The sequence below is a fragment of the Tropicimonas aquimaris genome (assembly GCF_042676185.1).
Classification (GTDB): domain Bacteria; phylum Pseudomonadota; class Alphaproteobacteria; order Rhodobacterales; family Rhodobacteraceae; genus Tropicimonas; species Tropicimonas aquimaris.
On sequence record NZ_JBHTJT010000008.1, the window covers coordinates 122,460 to 139,142 of the forward strand.

Consider the following 16,683-nt stretch of genomic DNA (forward strand, 5'->3'; position numbering starts at 1 on the left):
AGATAGGTATGACGCATAACAATGATCCCGGATAACGACATGGAGGTGAACCGATGCTGATCGAGGGAAAGGTGGCAATCGTGACCGGTGCGGCAAGCGGCCTTGGGGCGGCGACCGCGCGGCATCTGGCCGAGAGGGGCGCGCGCGTGGGCGTTCTCGACTTCGACGGCGAGCGGGCCGAAGCCGTCGCCGCCGAGGTCGGCGGGGTTGCCGTGCAGGTCGATGTGGCCGACGAGACCGCAGTGGACACGGCCATTGGCGCCGTCGCCGGGCATTTCGGCACCGCTCCCCGCATTGCGGTCAACTGCGCCGGGATCGGCCCGGCGGCCCGGATCGTCGGTCGCGAGGGCAAGACCTCGAGCGATCTGTTCGAGCGGACCCTGCGGGTAAACCTCTTCGGCACCTATTTCGTCATGAGCCACGCGGCGAAGCGGATGATGGAGCTGGAGCCGCTCGAGGATGGCGAGCGCGGCGTGGTCGTGAACACCGCGTCGGTGGCCTGGGAAGACGGTCAGCTCGGACAATCCGCCTATGCGGCGTCCAAGGGCGCCATAGCGTCCATGTGCCTGCCGGCGGCGCGTGAGTTCGCCCGTTTCGGCATCCGCGTCGTGGCGATCGCCCCGGGGCTGTTCCACACCCCGATGATGGAGGGGCTGCCGAAAGAGACCACGGACGAAATCGTCGCAAACATTCCCTTCCCGCATCGCCTTGGCTTGCCGAAGGAATACGCGCTGCTGGCCGAGCAGATCGTCACCAATCCGTTCCTCAACGGAACGACCATCCGGCTGGACGGCGCCGTGCGCCTGCCACCGCGCTGAGGAGCCCGCCATGTCCGAAGAGATGCTCGGGATCGAGGTCGAGGATGGCATCGCCGTCCTGACCATGAACCGTCCCGCCAAGCGCAACGCCATGTGCGATGCGCTGCTCGAGAAGATCGACGCCGTCTTTCGCAATCCGCCGGAAGGGGTGAAGGTTGTCGTGCTGACCGGAACGGCGGGGCATTTCTGCTCCGGCCTGGACCTGAGCGAGCATGTCTCCCGCGATGCCGAAGGCACCATGCGCCATTCGCGCGGCTGGCACGAGGTGATGAACCGGATCAAGTTCGGCGGGTTGCCGGTGGTCTCGGCGATGTTCGGCGCGGTGATCGGCGGCGGGCTGGAGCTGGCTTCCGCCACGCATGTCCGCATCGCCGAGCCGTCGACGATCTTTCAGCTTCCCGAGGGGCGGCGCGGGATCTTCGTCGGCGGTGGGGCCTCCGTGGGGGTGGGACGCATCCTCGGCGCCGACCGGATGACAGAGATGATGCTGACGGGGCGCAAGTACAGTGCCGACGAGGGGCTGGCGCTCGGGCTCGCCCATTACAGCGTCGGCGAGGGCGAGGCACTGCCGCTGGCAATGGAGCTGGCGCGCAAGATCGCGTCGAACGCGCCGCTTTCGAACTACATCATGATCCAGGCGCTCTCCCGGATCGAGGACATGCCGCGCCACGAGGGGCTCTTCACCGAGAGCCTCTGCGCCGCGCTCACCCAGACCAGCCCGGATGCGCTCGAGGGGCTCGCCGCCTTCCTCGAGAAGCGCGCTCCGAAGTTCCGGTAAGCCCATGCCGGATGCCCTCACCGCGACAGATGACGTCCATCACGTCGACGATAGCGCCCTTCGCGCATTCTTCGGCTATCGGATGAAGCGCAGTTTCAACGTGATACAGGCCGATCTTGCCTTGGCGCTGAAGCCATTCGAGTTGCGCATGCTCACCTTCACGGCGCTGACGCTGGTCGTGAGCAATCCCGGCCTGCGCCAGTCGCAGCTCGCGGAAGCGATGGATGTCGAACGGCCGAACCTCGTCACCATTGTCGAGGAACTGGTGCGCCGGGACCTGATCTCCAAAGAGAGGGTTCCGACGGATCGGCGGGCCTATTCGTTGCAGGCGACGCGGCAGGGGCGGATGCTTTGCGCCGAGGCGACGATGGCCGTGACGGCTCACGAGGAGGCGCTACTGGGAGGGCTGGGCGAAGAGATCCGGGCCGGTGCCATCGAAGCAATGAACAGGATCGAACAGGGACGCCAGCGCGACTGACCCCGGAGGGAGGACATTCCGATGAAACGGACGACGAGATTTCGCCCGCATTCCGTGACGCGTGAGGATCGCGCGGACGGAAGCATTCTCCTGACATCGAACCACGCCCTTGGCCCCGTGGTCGAGACGACCGGGGACTGGCTGCACCGCTGGGCGAAGGAGGCGCCCGACCGGGTGTTTCTGGCAGAGCGCTACGGCGCCGGCTGGCGGCGGGAGAGCTACGTCTCGGTTCTGGAGAAGGTGCGCGCCGTCGGGGCGTCGCTGCTGGCGCGGGGCATGGGGGCGGACACGCCGATCCTGATCATGTCCGGCAACGGGGTCGACCACGGGATCCTGTCGCTGGCGGCGCAATACGTCGGCGTGCCGACCGCGCCGGTCGCGGAGCAATACGCGCTGATCCACGGGGCGCACGGACGCCTGCGCGGGGCGATTGATTTGCTGCAGCCGAAGATGGCCTATGTGGTCGATGCCGACCTCTACGTCGAGGCGCTCGGTCTCGATGCTCTGGTCGGGGTGGAGATCGTCTCCAGCAAGCCTGGCCACGTGCTGGGCGTCACGCCCTTCGAGGAACTGCTTGAGGGCGACGCCTCGGTGGACGTCGATGCAGCCCATGCGCGGGTGACGCCCGACACGGTAGGCAAGATCCTGATGACCTCCGGCTCGACCTCCAGTCCGAAGGGGGTTCTGACGACCCAACGGATGATGTGCACCAACCAGACCCAGCTCGCCGATGCGCTGCCTTTCCTGCGCGAGCGTCCGCCCCGGATCGTCGATTGGCTGCCCTGGAACCACGTTTTCGGCGGGTCGCACAATTTCAACATGATGCTCGCCAATGGCGGCTCGCTCTACATAGACGACGGCAAGCCGGTGAAAGGGCTGTTCGAGCGAACGCTGGAGAACCTGTCGCTGGTCACCGGGACGCTCGCGTTCAACGTGCCGCTCGGGTTCGGCATGCTGCTGGGGGCGCTTCGCAAGGATGCGGAGCTGCGCCGGCGCTTCTTCGAGGACCTGGATCTTATCTTCTACGCCGGTGCCTCGCTGCCGCAGGGCGTCTGGACCGGCTTCGAGCGGATGGCGATGGAGGTGAAGGGCGAGGTGCCGCTGATCACCTCCTCCTGGGGGCTGACGGAAACCGCGCCGTCGGCAATGATGCAGATGGAGCCGACGGATCGGTCGGGGATCGTCGGCGTCCCGGTCACCGGAGTGACGGTCAAGCTCCTTCCGGACGCGGACCAGCGCTGCGAGGTGCGGGTGAAGGGGCCGAACGTGATGACCGGCTATTTCGAGGACCCGGAAAAGACCGCGGCCGCCTTCGACGCGGAGGGTTTCTTCATTACCGGTGACGCGATGGTCTTTATCGATCCCGACGATCCGAACAGGGGGATGCGCTTCGACGGCCGGATCTCGGACGACTTCAAGCTGCTGACCGGCACCTGGGTTCGCGCCGCGCAACTCCGGCTCGACATGCTGGCCCATCTCGCGCCGCTGGCCGCGGACATCGTGATCACCGGGGCGGACCGCAACCAGATCGGGGTGATGATCTTCCCGGACCGCGCGGAGCTGGAACGCGAGGGGTTCGAGCTGCACGAGGACCGGGGCGCGCTGACCTGCAGGCTGCTGCAGGGCGAGATCCACCGCCGCCTCGCCGAGCGGGCGCGGGAGGTGTCCGGCAGTTCGTCGCTGGTATCCCGGGCCATCGTCCTGTCGGAGCCGCCATCGATGCCGGAAGGCGAGATGACCGCCAAGGGCAACCTCAACTTCCGCAAGGTGCTGACCCGCAGGAAGGACCTGCTGGAGCGGCTTTACGACGACAACGATCCGGCCGTGGCGCTGGCCTGAGCCCCAACCCATTCCACCCGAAAGGAACGACCCATGGTCGATATCTCCAAGGTCCGCGCGATCGACATTCACACCCATGCCGAGGAACCCTGCGGCTGCCATGCCGACGACGGCTACGACGACCTCCAGGCGACGATGGCGAAGTATTTCCGCGCGCCCTGGGAGCATCCGCCGACGGTGCCGGAAACCGCCGCGCACTACCGGGAGCAGAACATCGCCGCGGTGATCTTCCCGGTCGATGCGGAGCGCGAGACCGGCTACCGCCGCTACAGGAACGAGGAAGTGGCGGAACTCGCCGCCGAGAATGACGACGTCCTGATCCCCTTCGCCTCGATCGACCCGCACAAGGGCAAGATGGGCGCGCGGGAAGCCCGGCGCCTGATCACGGAGTTCGGCATCAAGGGGTTCAAGTTTCACCCCACAATGCAGGGCTTTTTTCCGAATGACCGCATGGCCTATGACCTCTACGAAGCCATCGCCGAGGAGGGCGGCATCGCGCTCTTTCACACCGGGCAGACCGGCGTCGGCTCCGGCATGCGAGGCGGCAACGGGATGCGGCTGAAGTATTCCAACCCGATGTATATGGACGACGTTGCGGTGGATTTCCCGGACATGAAGATCATCCTCGCGCACCCGTCTTTCCCCTGGCAGGAAGAGGCGCTGGCCGTCGCCCAGCACAAGCCGAACGTCTACATCGACCTCTCCGGCTGGTCGCCGAAGTACTTCCCGGAGATCCTGGTGAAGTATTGCAACTCGATCCTGCGGAAGAAGGTGCTCTTCGGGTCCGACTGGCCGATGATCACGCCGGAACGCTGGCTTGCCGATTTCGAGAAGATCGCGATCAAGGACGAGCTGCGCCCGGACATCATCAAGGGCAATGCGGCGCGGCTGCTCGGGCTGGCATGAGATGAAACCGTTCCAGGCGCCCTTGGAGGATATCCTCTTCACCCTGAACCACGTGGCCGCCGCAGGGGAGCTGCCCGATTACGACGCGGAGCTCACGGCCGAGATCGCCGGCCACTTCGCCAGTTTCGCCGAGGCCGAGATCGCGCCGCTCGACGAGCCGGGAGACCGGCAGGGATGCCGGCTCGAGGGTGGGCGGGTGCTGATGCCCGATGGCTTTGGCGAGCTCTTTCAGGCGTTTGCCGAACAAGGCTGGCAGGGGCTGACGGCGCCCGAAGCCTATGGAGGGCAGGGGCTCGACGCGACCTTGCTGGCCGTCACCTCGGAGATCTTCACCGGGGCGAACCACGCGCTGCAGATGGTGACCGGGCTGGTGCCGGGCGCGATCCGGACATTGCTCGCCCACGGCACCGAGTCGCAAAGGGCAGCGCATATCCCGCGGCTGGCGTCGGGCGGCATGCTGGCCACGATGTGCCTGACGGAGCCCGGTGCGGGGTCGGACCTGTCGCGCATCCGCTGCCGTGCGGAACCCGCCGGCGATGGCTGGCAACTGACGGGCGAGAAGATCTTCATCTCGGGCGGCGACCAGAACCTGAGCGAACGCATCCTGCATCTGGTGCTGGCCCGCACCTCGGACGACGGGATCAGGGGGCTGTCGCTCTTTCTCTGCCCCTGCACGCGGCAGGACGGCCGCCGGAACGGCGTCTCGGTCACGCGGATCGAGGAGAAGATGGGGCTGCACGCCTCGCCGACCTGCCAGCTCGTCTTCGACGGTGCCGAGGCCGAGTTGATTGGCGAGGAAGGGCAGGGGCTAAAGGCGATGTTCACCATGATGAACCACGCCCGCGCCGACGTTGCGTTGCAGGGCGTGGCCCATGCCGCCCGCGCCACCGATATCGCACGCCACTACGCGATCGAGCGGGTTCAAGGGCGCGGCCCGGACGGGGCGTCCGTGGCGCTGGAGGCCCATGCCGATGTTGGGCGGATGCTCGACCGGATGGACGCGCTCGCACTTGGCGGCCGGGCGCTCGCGCATCTGGCTGTCGTGGCGATGGAGCGGGGCGATGCGGAAGATCTCGTGGAGGCCCTGACGCCGATTGCCAAGGTTCACTGCACTGAGGCCGGGATCGAGGCGGCGAGCCTCGGTATCCAGGTCCTCGGCGGCTACGGCTATCTGGCTGAATACCGGATCGAGCAGACCTATCGCGATGCCCGCATCACGGCGATCTACGAAGGGGCGAATGGCATCCACGCGCGCGCCCTCGTCACCCGCCTATTGCCCGGTCGCTCCGGCGACGCGCTGGAACGCTTCCTCGAGGCGGAGGCGGGCGAGGCCGTGGAAGGTGTTGCGACCTGGAAGGCCGCGCGGCGGGACCTTCTCGGACGTACTGACCCGACGCCCGCGGCCCATGACTTCATGGCACTGACGGCGGAGGTCCTGTTGCAATGCCTGTGGCAGCGGATGCTCTCGGCCACGGAGCATCACCCCGACCCCGAGAGGATCCGGCGCGTCGGCGCGACGGCGGTTGCGACCGGGCGGGAGCGCATCCTGTTTCACGCGGCGATGGTGCGCCTTGCGGCGTGACCGGTCTGGGTGGGGCGCTAGGCGGGCAGCTTGGCCACGACGTTGTTGATCGCCACGCGAAACACCTGTTCCTCTGGCGTCGACTGTCCGTCCGGGCGCGCCATCAGGCCCACCGGCCCGGATGTGATCGCGTTGTCGAAGGGCAAGCGCACCAGCGATCCCTCGGCGATCTCGTTCGCCACCACGCCCGCAGAAATGATCCAGATCGCATCCGATCGGCGCGCGAAGTTCCTCCCAAAGGCGCCGGAAACGCTCTCGATCCGATGCGGGATGTCGCCCACCCCGTGGGCGATGAGCACCCGCTCCACCAGCGAGCGAATGGCCGACGCTTCCGGGGGGAAGATCACCGTCCACTCTCCGATCCTGCGCATGTCCGGGTCGTCCAGCAACGGGTGGCCGCAGCGCACAACGAACTCGACATATTCGTTATAGAGCTGGGTGAAGGAGATGCCCTTCATCGTGTCGGGCGGGCCGAGGCGGCCGATCACCAGGTCGAGGTTGCCACGCCGGAGCTGGTCGATCAGGTAGGCGTGCGGTCCGTCCGTGATCCGCAGCGTCGTCTCGGGAGCAAGCTCGGCGAACTCGCGCGCCACGTCCGGCATCAACCGCGCCGCCACGCTCGGCAGCGCGCCGACCGAGAGCGTCGCCCTGTCCCCGCGGCCAAGCTGCTCGACACCGTCCAGCCCCTGCTGGAGCGCCGCCACGCTCATCTCGGCGAAGTGGAGAAAGACCTCTCCCTGACGGGTCAGGGCCACGCCGGCCCGGTTCCGCACGAGGAGCGCGGCGCCGATGATCTCCTCCAGTTCCTTGAGTGTCTTGGAGATCGCCGGCTGGGTCAGGTGGAGCCGCTCGGCGGCGCGTTTCATGCTCTGCTGCCGGACGATCTCCACGAAACACTGGATGTGCCGGAATTTGATGCGTCGGTCGATCATGGTTTCATTCCAATTTCGGAAATCAAAGGGTCGAATATCTCATTTTACTTTGTGTGTTCAACAATTCATTTTTTCGGAGAAGCAGGAGGGTCGAACATGCGAACACAGGTAGCGATCATCGGCGGCGGGCCGTCCGGGCTGCTGCTGTCGCAGCTTCTTCATCGCAAGGGGATCGATACGGTCGTGCTGGAGCGGAAAACCCGGGACTACGTCCTGAGCCGCATTCGCGCCGGCATCCTCGAGACGGGCATGGTCGAGCTGATGCGGAAAGCGGGCGTCGGCGCGCGGATGGATGCCGAATGCTTCACCCACGAAGGCACCGTCATCGCCTATGGCGACGAGGAGTTCCGGGTCAGTTTCCGCGAGCACACCGGTAGCGACGTGATCGTCTACGGCCAGACAGAGCTGACGCGCGACCTCTATGACGCGCGCGAGGCCGAAGGCGGCAAGATGGTGTTCAATGTCGAGAACGTCGTCATCAATGACGCCGACAGCGACGCCCCGTTCGTGACCTATACGGTCGACGGTCAGACGCAGCGCCTCGACTGCGATTACGTGGCCGGTTGTGACGGGTTTCATGGTGTCAGCCGCCAGACAATCCCGCTCACCGTGCGCCGCGAATACGAGAAGGTCTATCCCTTCGGCTGGCTCGGCGTCCTGTCCGAAACGCCGCCGGTGCATGAGGAGCTGATCTATTCCTGGTCCGAGCGCGGCTTCGCGCTCTGCTCGATGCGGAATGCAAACCTCAGCCGCTACTACATCCAGTGCTCGCTTTCCGACAGCCCGGAGGACTGGAGCGACGACAACTTCTGGGAGGAACTCAAGCGCCGCATTCCGGCCTGCCATGCCGAGGCGCTCGTCACTGGCCCCTCCATCGAGAAGAGCATCGCGCCTCTCAGGAGCTTCGTGACCGAGCCGATGCGGTGGGGGCGGCTGTTCCTGTGCGGAGACGCGGCGCATATCGTGCCGCCGACCGGCGCCAAGGGGCTGAACACCGCCGCCTCGGACATCCACTACCTCTACCACGGGCTCGTGCAGTTCTACGAGGAGGGCGATCCGGAGGGGATCGACCGCTACTCCGAGAAGGCGCTGGCGCGGATCTGGAAGGCGGAGCGCTTCAGTTGGTCCACAACCAACCTGCTGCACCGCTACCCCGACCAGTCCGGGTTCGATCTGAAGATGCAGCGCGCGGAAATCGAGTTCCTGCGCAGCAGCGAGGCCGCGCAGAAGGTCTTTGCACAGAACTACGTGGGGCTGCCATATTGATGCGGATGATAGTTGCAAATGGCGTTGCGCTGCATGTGCGCGAGGAGGGCGATCCGGACGGGGCGCCGGTTGTCTTCTCCAACTCGCTGGGGACGGACCTGCGGCTCTGGGATGCGATCCTGCCGCACCTGCCGGCAGGCCTGCGGATCATCCGCTACGACAAACGCGGCCACGGGCTGTCGGATTGTCCCGAGGGGCCGTACCACTTGGAGGACCTGGTGTCCGATGCCGAGGGGCTTCTGGAGGCGCTCGCAATTCGGGACTGCGTGTTCGTCGGCCTCTCGGTCGGCGGATTGATCGCCCAGAGCCTCGCCGCAAGGCGCCCGGACCTCATCCGCGCCGCCGTGCTTTCCAACACAGCGGGCACGATGGGCGACGCCGCCATGTGGGAGGCGCGCATGGAAGCGATCCGCATGGGCGGGCTCGACGCCGTCGCCGAGGCCGTCATGGACCGCTGGTTCGGCAAGAGCTTCCGGCAGGACCCGGCGGTCGCGTTGTGGAAGAACATGATGGCCCGGACGCCGCAGGACGGATACCTTGGCTGCTGCGCCGCCATCGCGGCCGCCGACCTGACCGAGAGCACCTCGGCGCTGACCTTACCCGTTCTTGGTATCGCAGGGGCGGAAGACGGCGCCTGCCCGGCGGAGCGGACCGCCGCGACCGTGGGCAGCATCCGCGGGGCCCGGATGGAGACGATCCCGGCCACGGGCCATCTGCCCTGTGTCGAGGCGCCGGGTTCCTATGCCACCCTGCTTACCCAGTTCCTGAAGGAGACCGGACATGTCTGAACGCTACGAGGCCGGCATGTCCGTCCGTCGCAAGGTGTTGGGCGATGCCCATGTCGATCGGGCGGAAGCCAGCAAGTCGGAGTTCGACGCGCCGTTCCAGCAACTGATCACCGAGAGCGCCTGGGGCACGGTCTGGGCGGGCGAAAGCATAAGCCTGCGGGAGCGCTCGATGCTGACGCTGGCCCTGCTGGCTGCGGCCGGGAATTTCGACGAGATCCCGATGCACATCCGCGCCACCGCGCGCACCGGGGCCAGCAAGCAGGATGTGCTGGAGGTGTTCCAGCACGTGGCGATCTATTGCGGTGTGCCGCGGGCCAATCACGCGATCAGGCTTGCCAAGCAGACCTACGAAGAGATGGAAAAGGAGTGAGCCGGTTTCGGCCGGCCGGGGGAGGAGACAGACGATGAGACAGCCTGGGGAGTTCCACCAGCGCGATCGGGAATGGCACCCGCCTGCGGCGACGCCGGAGTACAAGACCTCGGTCACCCGTTCGCCGGAGTACTCGCTGCTGAGCCTCGAACAATCGGCGAGCGAGATCACCGGGCCGACCTTCGGGCACAACGACATCAATCTGCTCGACAACGACATGATCCACAACTACGCCCAGCCCGGCGAGAGCGCCATCGGCGAGCGGATCATCCTGCATGGCCGGGTGCTGGACGAGAACGGGCGCCCGGTGCGGAACACGCTGGTCGAGGCCTGGCAGGCCAATGCCGGCGGGCGCTACCGGCACAAGAAGGATACCTACCTCGCGCCGATCGATCCGAATTTCGGCGGCTGTGGCCGTGTGCTGACCGATGAGGAGGGCTATTATTTCTTTCGTACGGTGAAGCCCGGCGCCTATCCCTGGCGCAACTGGGTCAACAGCTGGCGGCCGGCGCATATCCACCTGTCGATCTTCGGCACATCGTTCAGCCAGCGGCTGATCACCCAGTGCTATTTCGAGGGCGACCCGCTGATCGCCCGATGCCCGATCGTGAACACGATCCCCGATCAGGCGGCGCGGGATCAGCTGGTGGCGGCGCTCGACATGAACGCCACGATCCCGCTCGACTCGATCGCCTACAAGTTCGACATCGTCCTGCGCGGGCGCCGGTCGACCCTGTTCGAGAACCGGCTGGAGGGGAACTGACGATGGTGCAGAAGCTCGACTACCTCAAGGAGACGCCTTCCCAGACAGCTGGGCCCTACGTCCATATCGGGCTGGCGCCCGGCGCGGCCGGCTTCGAGATCTACGACAAGGAACTCGGCTGGGACATCGCCGGGCCGAACGCGAAAGGCGAGCGTATCCGTGTGGAGGGCATCGTCATCGACGGCATCGGCTCGCCGATCAAGGACGTGCTGCTGGAGGCCTGGCAGGCCAATGCCGACGGCATCTACGCCCATCCCGAGCATCCGGGCGAGGTCGAGGACGGGTTCCGCGGCTGGGGACGCGTGATCACCGATTTCGAGACCGGCGAATGGGGGTTCGACACCATCAAGCCCGGCCGCGTGATGGGCCGCTCGGGAAAGCTGATGGCGCCGCATATCAACCTGTGGATCGTCGCCCGCGGCATCAACGTGGGGCTGAACACCCGGATCTATTTCGACGATGAGGCGGAGGCCAACGCCAGCGATCCGGTGATCAACCTGATCGAATGGGAGCGCCGTCGCGCCACGCTGATCGCCAAGCGCGGCGAAAGCGACGGCCAGGTCGTCTACCGTTTCGACATCAAGCTGCAGGGGCAGGACGAGACGGTTTTCTTCGATATCTGAGCCGAAACCGGCGCGCCCCGGGGAGCGTTCCCCCGGATATTTTTGAGCATATGATGAGATAGGGGTCGCACAGGACGGACCCGTAACCGGAGGCCCCAATGACAAAACCCTGTATCCTGTGTTGCGCCATCACCGGATCGGTTCCGACCAAGGCCGACAACCCGGCGGTGCCGATCACGATCAGTGAGCAGATCGAAAGCAGCCAGGAGGCGTTCGAAGCCGGGGCCTCGATCATCCATGCCCACGTGCGAAACGACGACGAGACCCCGTCGAGCGATCCGGAGAAGTTCGCGCGCCTCAAGGAGGGGCTTGAGGTGCATTGCCCGGGGGTGATCGTGCAATTCTCCACCGGCGGGCGGTCGGGGGCAGGCAAGGCGCGTGGGGGGATGCTGTCGTTGCGGCCGGACATGGCCTCGCTCTCCGTCGGCTCCAACAACTTCCCGACCCGCGTCTACGAGAACCCGCCCGACCTCGTGGTCTGGCTGGCGGCCGAGATGCGAGCCTTCGAGATCACGCCGGAGGTGGAGGCGTTCGACCTCAGCCACATCCTGCAGGCAATCCGGATGCACGCGGCGGGGGAGCTGTTCGGCAAGCTCTATGTCCAGTTCGTCATGGGGGTGAAAAACGCGATGCCCGTCGATCGCGAGGTCTTCGACTTCTACGTCCGGATGATGCGGTCCCGCGCGCCCGATGCGGAATGGTGCGCGGCAGGTATCGGCGCGGCGCAGCTCACCGTGAATGAATGGGCCATCGCCGCGGGCGGGCATACGCGGGCGGGGCTGGAGGACAACGTGCGGCTAGATCGGGAGACGCTCGCGCCGTCCAACGCCGCCCTCATCCGCCGCGCCGCCGAACTTTGCGAGAAATACGAGCGCCCGGTTGCCACGCCCGCGCAGGCACGCGAGATCCTCGGGCTGCGTCCGGCATGACGGAGGCGATTGACCCCCGGGCTTGGTCGGGGTTCCAATGGCCTGGATCTGACCGAGACTTTCCGACCTCCCCACAAGGCCAAGAGGCATGAACCCACTGAGCCGGCAAGACCACCTGTTCGGGGCATTGTTTGCCGACCCGGAGGTCGAGAGCCATTGGTCGACGGAGCGCTTCCTTTCTGCCTTTCTGCAATTCGAGAGCGCACTGGCGCGAGCGCTGGCAGAGAGCGGCGTGGTGACCGCGGAGCAGGCCGGTGCGGCGGTGGAAGACATCGCCAGCTTCGCGCCGGATGTCGCGAAGGTGGCCGCGACGACGCTGGTCGACGGTGTGCCGGTGCCGGAGCTGCTTCGGCAACTCCAGGCTCATAGCCGGGAAGAATGCCTGCCGGCGATCCACCGTGGGGCGACCTCACAGGACCTGATCGACACCGCCTTCGTGCTGATCCTGCGGGACATCAATGCCTTGCTGGAGGCCCGCATAGAGTCGGTGATCGACGGCTTCTCCGCGCTCGACGCGAAATGGGGGGCGGGTTCCATGATGGGGCGCACGCGCATGCAGGCCGCCGTGCCGATCTTGGTGTCGGACCGGATCCGGGCCTGGACGGCGCCGCTCAGTGACCATCTGCGCTCCCTGACAGCCTTGCGGCCGCGGCTGGAGGTCCTGCAATACAGCGGTGCGGTCGGAAACCGATCGGCGCTCGGGCCGGACGGCGACGCGGTCGCCCGGGTGCTGGGCCGCGAACTTGGGCTCGGGGAGCCGGGGCGTGGCTGGCACACGGAGCGCGGCGTGTTCGCGGAATACGCGGGGCTGCTGTCGATGATCTCGGCAACCCTTGGAAAGTTTGGCCAGGACATCTGCCTGATGGCTCAACAACAGGACGGCGAACTGGAGATGCTCGGCGGTGGAACCAGTTCGGCCATGCCGCACAAGCAGAATCCCGTGCTTGCCGAGCTTTTGGTCACGCATGCCCGGTTCAACGCGACCATGCTGCCGAACATGCACCACGCGATGATCCACGAGCAGGAGCGCTCCGGTGCGGCATGGACGCTGGAATGGATGACCCTTCCGCAGATGACGGTCACGACCGGCAAGGCTCTGCGGATGGCGGATGATCTCCAGCGCAAGATCGTTCGGCTTGGGGCCTGACCCTTGGGCGCGCCGGCACGACGCTGCGTCGAGACGATGGGTTCTCAACCGGCAGTCAGATTCCGAGTGGCCGGGACCTGCAGCGGCGGCACTGCAACGAGCGGAAGGGCCCTCGAAATACCGCACGCAGGACGGCGTTTGTCCGACTGTCTCATTCGGTCAACGACATTCGAAGTCACCGAAATGTGATATACTGGCGACCAGGAGGCGCAGAGCCTTGTCGGGCATCTGCAAACTGGGAGGATCAGGACATGACCGACGTGAAATCCTTGGCGTTGGCCTGCATTACAGGCGTTGTTCTCTGTGCTGTCGCTGGCCCGCTTCGGGCTCAGCACGTAGCGCCGGAAGCGGACCTCCAGACCGGAGACACGGCCGGGCCGGGTGCGCCGGAGCCAAACCCTCTCGGTATCTTCTCGCATGGCTACGTTCGGGTCGGCGTCGGCTCGACCGACGATGATCCGATGCTTGCCTTCCAGCTCGATGGCGCCGAGAGCAAGTATCGGCTGGGCAACGAAAGCGACTTCTATGGCGAAGCGTCGCTGGGCATCCGCACACCGATGGCCGGCGGCTCGGACTTCGTCGCCGAGATTATGCTCAACGGATGGGCCGATTCCAATTTCCTCGTCTGGGGCGATGATCCGAACGAGGACGGTGGCGTCGCCCAGGCCTATGCCGGCATCGAGCGGCTGGGCAGTGGAGCAGCGGCGGAGGCCTTCCTGTGGGCCGGGCGGCGCTATTACCGGCGGCGCGATGTCCACATGACCGATTTCTATTACGAGAATTATTCGAACGACGGGATCGGTCTGGAGAACCTCGACTTCGGTGGTTTCCACCTCTCCTCGGCACTGTTCTACTACGACGACGACGACCTGGATTACGAGGCCGGGACCCTCGATCTGCGCATCCATGACATCGCGCTCGGCGGCGCATGGCTTGGCGAGATCGGCCTCTCCTATACAGGCACCGATGGGCAGGATGCGCCCTCAGACAACGATGGCTATGCGATCCGGCTCCACGCGGCGAACCTGGAGCTGCCCTGGGGTGAATGGCAGAACGCGCTCATGTACGGGCGGGGATCGGGCATCGGTTTCAACTCTTCCGGCAATCCCGGTGTCTCGTCCGATGACGACCGCTGGCGCTTCGTCACACAGGCTCTCTTCGCCACCACCGAAGAGTTCCAGACCCAGGCAACGGGCGTCTGGCAACGCACACGGATAGGCGATGATACGGAAACCTGGTGGTCGGTGGGCGCCCGCCCGCAATACAACATCACCGACAATTTCGGCCTCGCGGTCGAATTCGGCTACGACGTCGTGGTCCCGGAGGATGGGGACAGCGCGACCCTCGGCAAGGTCACCTTCGCGCCGTTCTACAGCTTCGGAAAGACCGGGTTCTTCGCCCGGCCCCAGCTGCGCGCCTTCGTGACCTACGCCAAGTGGAGCGACCCCGGCGTGATTACCCAGCAGGCAGCTCTCGGGAATGCGACGGACGGAACCACCTTTGGCATTCAGTACGAGAACTGGTGGTAGGATCCGGACCTCGCCCGTGCGCGTGACGTAGGGGCCGAGTGGCCGACCCGGTGCCGCAATGCGGCGCGGCCCGGCCACGAGGGGCGTCAGTTCGAGAGTGTGAGCGCGGGGACGAGGATCACGATCAGCAGCGCCACGCCCATCGTCAGGGCGAAGGGCAGGGCGCCGATGAAGATATCCTTCAGCGAAATGGACCGATCCTCGAGCGATCCCTTGATGACGAAGCAGGCGATCCCGAGCGGCGGGGTCAGCAGTCCGATCTCGACACCGATCACGGTGACGACGCCGAGCCAGACCAGGTCGACCTCGTAGGTCAGGAAGGCCGGGATGAAAAGCGGCACGAGCAGGAGGATGATCGACGTCGAGTCGAGGATGGTCCCGAGGAACACCATCAGCGCGACGTAGATCAGCAGGACCATCGCAAAGCTCGCCTCCATGCCGGTCAGTTCGCTGGCCAGCAGCGAGGGGATGCCGAGGACGCCCAGCATCCGGGAGTACATGCTCGCCGCGATGATGAGAAACAGGATCGATGCGGTGACCCGGCCGGTATCGGCGGCGAGCCGCCAGAGCACGGGAAGCGACAGCTTGCCCTTGAGCGCCGCCGTAATCATCGCGGCAAAGGCGCCGGCCGCGCCCGCTTCGGTCGGCGTGAAGATACCGCCGTAGATGCCGCCCAGCACCAGAACGATCAGCACGATCGCCGGCGCAAGCAGGCGCAGCGATTCAACCAGTCCGAGCCCCGGCCCGTCGTCGGCCACCACGGCACGCCCGGTGAAGCCGGGCGCGAAACGGCAGAGGCCGAGGATGAGCAGGCAATAGAGCGCGGCCAGAACCAGGCCGGGCAGGATGCCGGCGGTGAACATGTCGGCGATGGAGACCTCGGCGATCAGGCCGTAGACGATCAGCAGGACCGAGGGCGGGATCAGCATTCCCAGCACCGAGGAGCCGGCCACGACCCCGACCGAGAAGCGCGCGGAATGGCCGTAGCGCATCATCTCCGGCACCGCGATACGGGTGAAGATCGCGGCCGAGGCGATGGAGATCCCGGTGATCGCCGCGAAGACCGCGTTGGCGGCCACCGTCGCGATGCCCAACCCGCCGTTGAGCTTGCGGAAAGCCGAGTTCGCCACGGTGTAGATGTCCCGGCCGAGGCCGGCCTCGTTCACGAACATCCCCATGAGGACGAACAGCGGCACCACGCCAAAGGAGTAGGAGGCGATGGCGTCCTTGGTGACCAGCGTCATCAGCGACAGCGCCAGCTCGGCATTCGACTTGTAGAGCCAGAGCGCGACGAAGGAGACGGAGGCGAGCGCGATCGCGACATGCATCCCCAGGTAGATCAGGCCGATCATCGCCAGCAGCGAGATCGTGCCCAGCTCAAGTCCGGTCATTGGGTGCCTCCTGCGGGCCGAGAGTGCGGCCCCGCGCAGCGGCATAGCTGCGGGCCAGGTAGTTGAGGCTTCCGAGCGCCGCCCCGACCACGATGCAGGCCAGCGCGGGCTAGATCGGGGCGGTGAAGATGCCGGGGTTGCCGGTAAACAGGTTCCGCTCGATCGCCCCGGTCAGCTTGAACCACATGCCATAGGCGATCCCCGCCATGACCGCGGCGCCGACCATCGAGAAGGCGGTATCGAGGATCCGGCCAAGAACGAGGCTCCTGGCCGCAAGTGTGTGAAACAGGCCGTCCGACCGGATGAAGGCATCGGTCGCGATGGCATTCGGGATCTGCAGGAAGACGAGCGCGACGATGGCAAGCTCCACGATCTCGGGCACGCCCGCGATGGGTTGGGAGGCGAGCGTCCGCATCGCGATGTCGCAGCAGATCAGGATCATCTGTGCGACGACCAGCGTGGTGCCGATCGCCGCACAGGACCGGTTGGCAAGGTTCAGGATCATCCGGATCTCCGGGAGTCGGCGCCGCCGCGAGGGAGGGGG

General features: G+C 66.0%; 17 protein-coding genes. 14 read left to right on the forward strand and 3 right to left on the reverse strand.

The annotated features are described in order from the left end of the window. Window positions 1-53 precede the first annotated feature (53 nt). The 6 genes from ACFQ2S_RS07035 to ACFQ2S_RS07060 are packed head-to-tail and all read left to right on the forward strand — an operon-like array spanning window position 54 to window position 6,401. Complete coding sequence (locus ACFQ2S_RS07035; RefSeq protein WP_386073748.1) at window positions 54-818, forward strand: SDR family NAD(P)-dependent oxidoreductase; 765 nt, start codon at window positions 54-56, stop codon at window positions 816-818. Between the two features lie 10 nt (window positions 819-828). Then, entirely contained in the window at window positions 829-1,596 is a 768-nt protein-coding gene (locus ACFQ2S_RS07040; protein WP_386073749.1) for a crotonase/enoyl-CoA hydratase family protein, read from the forward strand. Window positions 1,597-1,600: 4 nt separating this feature from the next. Continuing rightward, the gene (locus ACFQ2S_RS07045; RefSeq protein ID WP_386073750.1) at window positions 1,601-2,074 is read left to right on the forward strand and encodes a MarR family winged helix-turn-helix transcriptional regulator; all 474 of its coding nucleotides are present in this window, start codon (window positions 1,601-1,603) and stop codon (window positions 2,072-2,074) included. A gap of 21 nt (window positions 2,075-2,095) precedes the next feature. After that, window positions 2,096-3,913 (forward strand): feruloyl-CoA synthase, encoded by a 1,818-nt coding sequence (locus tag ACFQ2S_RS07050; protein WP_386073751.1) that lies wholly within the window; start codon window positions 2,096-2,098, stop codon window positions 3,911-3,913. Between the two features lie 33 nt (window positions 3,914-3,946). Beyond that, window positions 3,947-4,819, forward strand: a complete 873-nt coding sequence (locus ACFQ2S_RS07055) for an amidohydrolase family protein (RefSeq protein WP_386073752.1) — start codon at window positions 3,947-3,949, stop codon at window positions 4,817-4,819. 1 nt (window position 4,820) lies between these two features. Next, entirely contained in the window at window positions 4,821-6,401 is a 1,581-nt protein-coding gene (locus tag ACFQ2S_RS07060; protein ID WP_386073753.1) for an acyl-CoA dehydrogenase family protein, read from the forward strand. A gap of 17 nt (window positions 6,402-6,418) precedes the next feature. On the opposite strand, the gene pcaQ is transcribed toward ACFQ2S_RS07060, so the two are convergent. Then, entirely contained in the window at window positions 6,419-7,333 is a 915-nt protein-coding gene (gene pcaQ / locus ACFQ2S_RS07065; protein WP_386073754.1) for a pca operon transcription factor PcaQ, read from the reverse strand. Between the two features lie 96 nt (window positions 7,334-7,429). Between pcaQ and pobA the strand changes: the two genes are divergently transcribed. The 8 genes from pobA to ACFQ2S_RS07105 all read left to right on the forward strand — a co-directional run bounded on the left by pobA (window position 7,430) and on the right by ACFQ2S_RS07105 (window position 14,748). Next, entirely contained in the window at window positions 7,430-8,599 is a 1,170-nt protein-coding gene (gene pobA, locus ACFQ2S_RS07070) for a 4-hydroxybenzoate 3-monooxygenase (protein ID WP_386073755.1), read from the forward strand. Further along, window positions 8,599-9,387 carry a 3-oxoadipate enol-lactonase gene (gene pcaD / locus ACFQ2S_RS07075; RefSeq protein WP_386073756.1) on the forward strand — a complete coding sequence of 263 codons (789 nt, stop codon included), beginning with the start codon at window positions 8,599-8,601 and terminating at the stop codon, window positions 9,385-9,387. Before pobA ends, pcaD begins: the two co-directional genes overlap by 1 nt. Next, window positions 9,380-9,757 (forward strand): 4-carboxymuconolactone decarboxylase, encoded by a 378-nt coding sequence (pcaC, locus tag ACFQ2S_RS07080; RefSeq protein WP_089232313.1) that lies wholly within the window; start codon window positions 9,380-9,382, stop codon window positions 9,755-9,757. Before pcaD ends, pcaC begins: the two co-directional genes overlap by 8 nt. A 34-nt stretch (window positions 9,758-9,791) precedes the next feature. After that, window positions 9,792-10,520, forward strand: coding sequence for a protocatechuate 3,4-dioxygenase subunit beta (gene pcaH / locus ACFQ2S_RS07085; protein ID WP_386073757.1), 729 nt, complete (start codon window positions 9,792-9,794; stop codon window positions 10,518-10,520). Window positions 10,521-10,522: 2 nt separating this feature from the next. Beyond that, window positions 10,523-11,143: a protocatechuate 3,4-dioxygenase subunit alpha gene (pcaG, locus tag ACFQ2S_RS07090; RefSeq protein WP_386073758.1), complete on the forward strand. Its 621-nt coding sequence runs from the start codon at window positions 10,523-10,525 to the stop codon at window positions 11,141-11,143. Between the two features lie 98 nt (window positions 11,144-11,241). Beyond that, a complete protein-coding gene (locus tag ACFQ2S_RS07095; RefSeq protein WP_386073759.1) occupies window positions 11,242-12,072 on the forward strand; it encodes a BKACE family enzyme in 831 nt (276 codons plus the stop codon). A gap of 88 nt (window positions 12,073-12,160) precedes the next feature. Next, a complete protein-coding gene (locus ACFQ2S_RS07100; RefSeq protein ID WP_386073760.1) occupies window positions 12,161-13,219 on the forward strand; it encodes a 3-carboxy-cis,cis-muconate cycloisomerase in 1,059 nt (352 codons plus the stop codon). Between the two features lie 251 nt (window positions 13,220-13,470). Then, window positions 13,471-14,748 (forward strand): carbohydrate porin, encoded by a 1,278-nt coding sequence (locus ACFQ2S_RS07105; protein WP_386073761.1) that lies wholly within the window; start codon window positions 13,471-13,473, stop codon window positions 14,746-14,748. An 86-nt stretch (window positions 14,749-14,834) separates the two neighbouring features. On the opposite strand, the gene ACFQ2S_RS07110 is transcribed toward ACFQ2S_RS07105, so the two are convergent. Continuing rightward, the gene (locus ACFQ2S_RS07110) at window positions 14,835-16,139 is read right to left on the reverse strand and encodes a TRAP transporter large permease (RefSeq protein WP_386073762.1); all 1,305 of its coding nucleotides are present in this window, start codon (window positions 16,137-16,139) and stop codon (window positions 14,835-14,837) included. A 109-nt stretch (window positions 16,140-16,248) separates the two neighbouring features. Next, complete coding sequence (locus ACFQ2S_RS07115; RefSeq protein WP_386073763.1) at window positions 16,249-16,644, reverse strand: TRAP transporter small permease; 396 nt, start codon at window positions 16,642-16,644, stop codon at window positions 16,249-16,251. Window positions 16,645-16,683: the final 39 nt, after the last annotated feature.

Excerpts from the sequence above, each read along its gene's own strand:
- ACFQ2S_RS07100 (WP_386073760.1), top strand. The coding sequence starts at position 12,161 with ATGAACCCACTGAGCCGGCAAGACCACCTGTTCGGGGCATTGTTTGCC.
- pcaG (WP_386073758.1), top strand. The coding sequence starts at position 10,523 with ATGGTGCAGAAGCTCGACTACCTCAAGGAGACGCCTTCCCAGACAGCT.
- ACFQ2S_RS07040 (WP_386073749.1), top strand. The coding sequence starts at position 829 with ATGTCCGAAGAGATGCTCGGGATCGAGGTCGAGGATGGCATCGCCGTC.
- ACFQ2S_RS07095 (WP_386073759.1), top strand. The coding sequence starts at position 11,242 with ATGACAAAACCCTGTATCCTGTGTTGCGCCATCACCGGATCGGTTCCG.
- ACFQ2S_RS07050 (WP_386073751.1), top strand. The coding sequence starts at position 2,096 with ATGAAACGGACGACGAGATTTCGCCCGCATTCCGTGACGCGTGAGGAT.
- pcaH (WP_386073757.1), top strand. The coding sequence starts at position 9,792 with ATGAGACAGCCTGGGGAGTTCCACCAGCGCGATCGGGAATGGCACCCG.
- pcaD (WP_386073756.1), top strand. The coding sequence starts at position 8,599 with ATGCGGATGATAGTTGCAAATGGCGTTGCGCTGCATGTGCGCGAGGAG.
- ACFQ2S_RS07110 (WP_386073762.1), bottom strand. The coding sequence starts at position 16,139 with ATGACCGGACTTGAGCTGGGCACGATCTCGCTGCTGGCGATGATCGGC.
- ACFQ2S_RS07055 (WP_386073752.1), top strand. The coding sequence starts at position 3,947 with ATGGTCGATATCTCCAAGGTCCGCGCGATCGACATTCACACCCATGCC.
- ACFQ2S_RS07035 (WP_386073748.1), top strand. The coding sequence starts at position 54 with ATGCTGATCGAGGGAAAGGTGGCAATCGTGACCGGTGCGGCAAGCGGC.
- ACFQ2S_RS07045 (WP_386073750.1), top strand. The coding sequence starts at position 1,601 with ATGCCGGATGCCCTCACCGCGACAGATGACGTCCATCACGTCGACGAT.
- ACFQ2S_RS07105 (WP_386073761.1), top strand. The coding sequence starts at position 13,471 with ATGACCGACGTGAAATCCTTGGCGTTGGCCTGCATTACAGGCGTTGTT.
- pobA (WP_386073755.1), top strand. The coding sequence starts at position 7,430 with ATGCGAACACAGGTAGCGATCATCGGCGGCGGGCCGTCCGGGCTGCTG.
- pcaC (WP_089232313.1), top strand. The coding sequence starts at position 9,380 with ATGTCTGAACGCTACGAGGCCGGCATGTCCGTCCGTCGCAAGGTGTTG.
- ACFQ2S_RS07060 (WP_386073753.1), top strand. The coding sequence starts at position 4,821 with ATGAAACCGTTCCAGGCGCCCTTGGAGGATATCCTCTTCACCCTGAAC.
- pcaQ (WP_386073754.1), bottom strand. The coding sequence starts at position 7,333 with ATGATCGACCGACGCATCAAATTCCGGCACATCCAGTGTTTCGTGGAG.
- ACFQ2S_RS07115 (WP_386073763.1), bottom strand. The coding sequence starts at position 16,644 with ATGATCCTGAACCTTGCCAACCGGTCCTGTGCGGCGATCGGCACCACG.